This window comes from Saccharomonospora halophila 8 (genome assembly GCF_000383775.1).
Taxonomy (GTDB): domain Bacteria; phylum Actinomycetota; class Actinomycetes; order Mycobacteriales; family Pseudonocardiaceae; genus Saccharomonospora; species Saccharomonospora halophila.
Genome location: NZ_KB912562.1, coordinates 17,652 through 20,935 on the forward strand (window position 1 = coordinate 17,652; position 3,284 = coordinate 20,935).

Consider the following 3,284-nt stretch of genomic DNA (forward strand, 5'->3'; position numbering starts at 1 on the left):
CGGATGGCGGTGGCCGCCGACCCGGCGGGTGCCGCGTTCGGCCTCTGGCAGGCGGGCGGGCACATCGGCGCGCGGCTCACCGACGCCCCCTCGTCCGTGCTGTGGAACGAGTGCATGGTGCGCGACTTCGACACCGCCCGGGACTTCTACGCCGCCGTGTTCGGCTACGGGTTCGACGACATGTCCGACGACCAGTACACCTACGCCACGATGCTGGTCGACGGACGTCCGGTCGGGGGACTCGGGCTCCTGCCGGACGACGTTCCCGCCGACGTGCCGCCGCACTGGATGGTCTACTTCGGCGTGCCGGACACCGACGCCGCGGTGGCCGAGGTGGACCGGCTGGGCGGGCGCGTGCTGGCCGATCCGACCGACACCCCGTACGGGCGGTACTCGATGGTTAACGACAACCAGGGCGTGTCGTTCTCCCTGCTGTCGGTCACCGCCGAGCCGGAGCTGACCGCCGCCACCTGACACGTGCCGGAACGGGGCCGTCCGGGTTCCCCCGGCGGCCCCGTCCGGCGGCGGCCCCGTCCGGGCGTCCCCGTCCGGGCAGCCCCGTCCGGGCAGCCTCAGCCCTGCTGCTCGGAGCTCTCCTGCTCGACCCAGCCGAACGTTTTCGTGACCGCCTTCTTCCAGTTGCGGTACTCGCGCGCCCGACGGGTCTCGTCCATCGACGGCTCCCACCGCTTGTCCTCGGACCAGTTGGCGCGGATGTCGTCCTCGCTCGCCCAGAAGCCGACGGCGAGCCCGGCCGCGTAGGCGGCGCCGAGCGCGGTGGTCTCGCTGACCTGCGGCCGGATGACCGACACGCCCAGGATGTCCGCCTGGAACTGCATCAGCAGGTCGTTGACCACCATGCCGCCGTCCACCTTGAGCGTCTTCAACGGCACCCCGGAGTCGGCGTTCATGGCGTCGATGACCTCGCGGGTCTGGAACGCCGTCGCCTCCAGCACCGCGCGGGCGAGGTGGCCCTTGTTGACGTAGCGGGTGAGGCCGACGATCGCGCCGCGGGCGTCCGAGCGCCAGTACGGGGCGAACAGGCCGGAGAACGCGGGCACGAAATAGGCACCGCCGTTGTTCTCCACGGTGCGGGCGTGGTTCTCGATCTCGGCCGCCGAGCCGATCATGTTCAGGTTGTCCCGCAGCCACTGGACCAGCGATCCGGTGACGGCGATCGCGCCCTCCAGCGCGTACACCGGCGCGTTGGTGCCGATCTTGTAGCAGACCGTGGTGAGCAGGCCGTTGGCCGACATCACCTTCTCGGTGCCGGTGTTGAGCAGGACGAAGTTGCCGGTGCCGTAGGTGTTCTTCGCCTCGCCGACGGACAGGCAGGCCTGGCCGAAGGTGGCCGCCTGCTGGTCCCCGAGGATGCCCGCGATCGGCACGCCGCCCAGTGCGCCACGTTCCCGGGTGGTGCCGTAGGTCTCCGACGACGAGCGGATGTCCGGCAGCATCGACATCGGGATCCCCATGTCGGCGGCGATGCTCTCGTCCCAGGACAGCGTGTCGAGGTTCATCAGCAGGGTGCGGGAGGCGTTGGTCGGGTCCGTGACGTGCAGGCCGCCGTCCACGCCGCCGGTCATGTTCCACAGCACCCAGGTGTCCATGTTCCCGAACAGCAGGTCCCCCGCCTCGGCGCGCTCGCGGACGCCCTCCACGTTGTCCAGGATCCACTTCACCTTCGGGCCGGAGAAGTAGGTCGCCAGTGGCAGGCCGGTGATGTCGCGGTAGCGTTCCTGCCCGCCGCCGAGTTCGCCCAGTTCGGTGATGATGCGGTCGGTGCGGGTGTCCTGCCACACGATCGCGTTGTAGACCGGCTTGCCCGTGTGCCGGTCCCACACCAGCGTCGTCTCCCGCTGGTTGGTGATCCCCACCGCGGCGATCTCGGAGGCGGTGAGGTCGCCCGCGGCCAGGGCGCCCGCGGCCGTGGCCCGGGTGTTCGCCCAGATCTCCTCCGCGTCGTGCTCGACCCAGCCCGCCTCCGGGAAGATCTGCCGGTGCTCACGTTGGTCCGAGGCCACCACACGGCCGGAATGGTCGAAGATCATCGTCCGGGTGGACGTGGTCCCCTGGTCGATGGCGGCGATGTACGAGGCCATAACGCTGTCTCCTGTCTCCTCTCGGACCGCGCGGCCCGGTGGACGGGCGTACCGCTACCACACCGGGCAGCGTGGCCGGTCACTCCTCGGTCGGCTCGGGCACGCGCCCCGGCGGCGGCTTCTCCTTGCCTTCGGGGAACTCGCGGGCATGCAGCACCTGGCCGATGAAGAAGTCGTAGATGAGGATGCCGAGCACACCGCCGACCAGTGGCCCGGCGATCGGGATCCACCAGTAGTCGCTGAACCAGTCGCCGTTGCCGGGGAACGCCGTCTCGCCCCATCCCGCCAGCCACGTGAAGAACCGGGGGCCGAAGTCACGCGCCGGATTGATCGCGTATCCGGCGCCGGTGCCGAAGCTGAGCCCGATCGCGCCCACCACGAACCCGATCGCCCAGGGGCCGAAATTGGCGGTCGGCCCCGGAGCCATGTTCCGGGTGTCGATCAGCGCGGCGATCACGCCCACCAGCAGGGCGGTGCCCACGATCTGGTCGACGAACGGCCCCCACGCCCCGCCGCCGAAGTACTCCGCCGGGAACGTCGCGAAGATCGAGAAGGTCGGGACGGACTCGTCCCGGGCCAGGCCCTCGGACTCGTTGAACACCTCGATCGCGTCGTTGTAGACGGCGTAGACCACCGCCGCGCCGGCGAAGGCCCCCAGTGTCTGCGCGATCCAGTACGGGATCACCTTGACCCAGGGGAACTTCCGGCTCACCGCGAAGGCCAGCGTCACGGCGGGGTTGATGTGCGCGCCGCTGACGCCGCCCGCGACGTACACACCGAACGCGACCGCCAGCGCCCAGCCGAACGCGATGATCAACCAGTTGGCCGGCCCGAAGTCGACGACCTGCCTGCCCGACCCGGGAAGCCCGGCCAGGGCGACGGCCACCGAGCCGGCGCCGAACATCAGCAGGACCGCGGTACCGAGGAACTCGGCCAGCAGCTCCCCGCCGGTACCCTGTCTGATGCGTGCCCATCCACCGGAACGACGCTGCTCCGTGGTCGCGCTCATCCGACCCTCCTCGGGGAATGGCCTCGTTGCCAGGTCCGATCCATCGTCCCACGCGGACAGTGCACCCGCAGCGGTCGAACGGCGGTACCGGCGGTCGCCGTCGCGGCCGTGTGCGGATCCGCCGGTTCGGCCCGCCGGTTCCGCCGGCCGGGGGAGCGGCACGTCCCGAGGGT

The 3,284-nt window shown here is 70.6% G+C and carries 3 protein-coding genes; 1 reads left to right on the plus strand and 2 read right to left on the minus strand.

Translation table 11 applies throughout. From position 1 onward, the window contains the following. Positions 1 to 474 (plus strand): VOC family protein (locus tag SACHA_RS22100; protein WP_039739064.1); only part of this gene is annotated, 474 nt, incomplete at its 5' end. Between the two features lie 98 nt (positions 475 to 572). On the opposite strand, the gene glpK is transcribed toward SACHA_RS22100, so the two are convergent. Further along, a complete protein-coding gene (glpK, locus tag SACHA_RS0113680) occupies positions 573 to 2,102 on the minus strand; it encodes a glycerol kinase GlpK (RefSeq protein ID WP_019810702.1) in 1,530 nt (509 codons plus the stop codon). Positions 2,103 to 2,181: 79 nt separating this feature from the next. Beyond that, positions 2,182 to 3,111 carry an MIP/aquaporin family protein gene (locus SACHA_RS0113685; protein ID WP_019810703.1) on the minus strand — a complete coding sequence of 310 codons (930 nt, stop codon included), beginning with the start codon at positions 3,109 to 3,111 and terminating at the stop codon, positions 2,182 to 2,184. Positions 3,112 to 3,284: the final 173 nt, after the last annotated feature.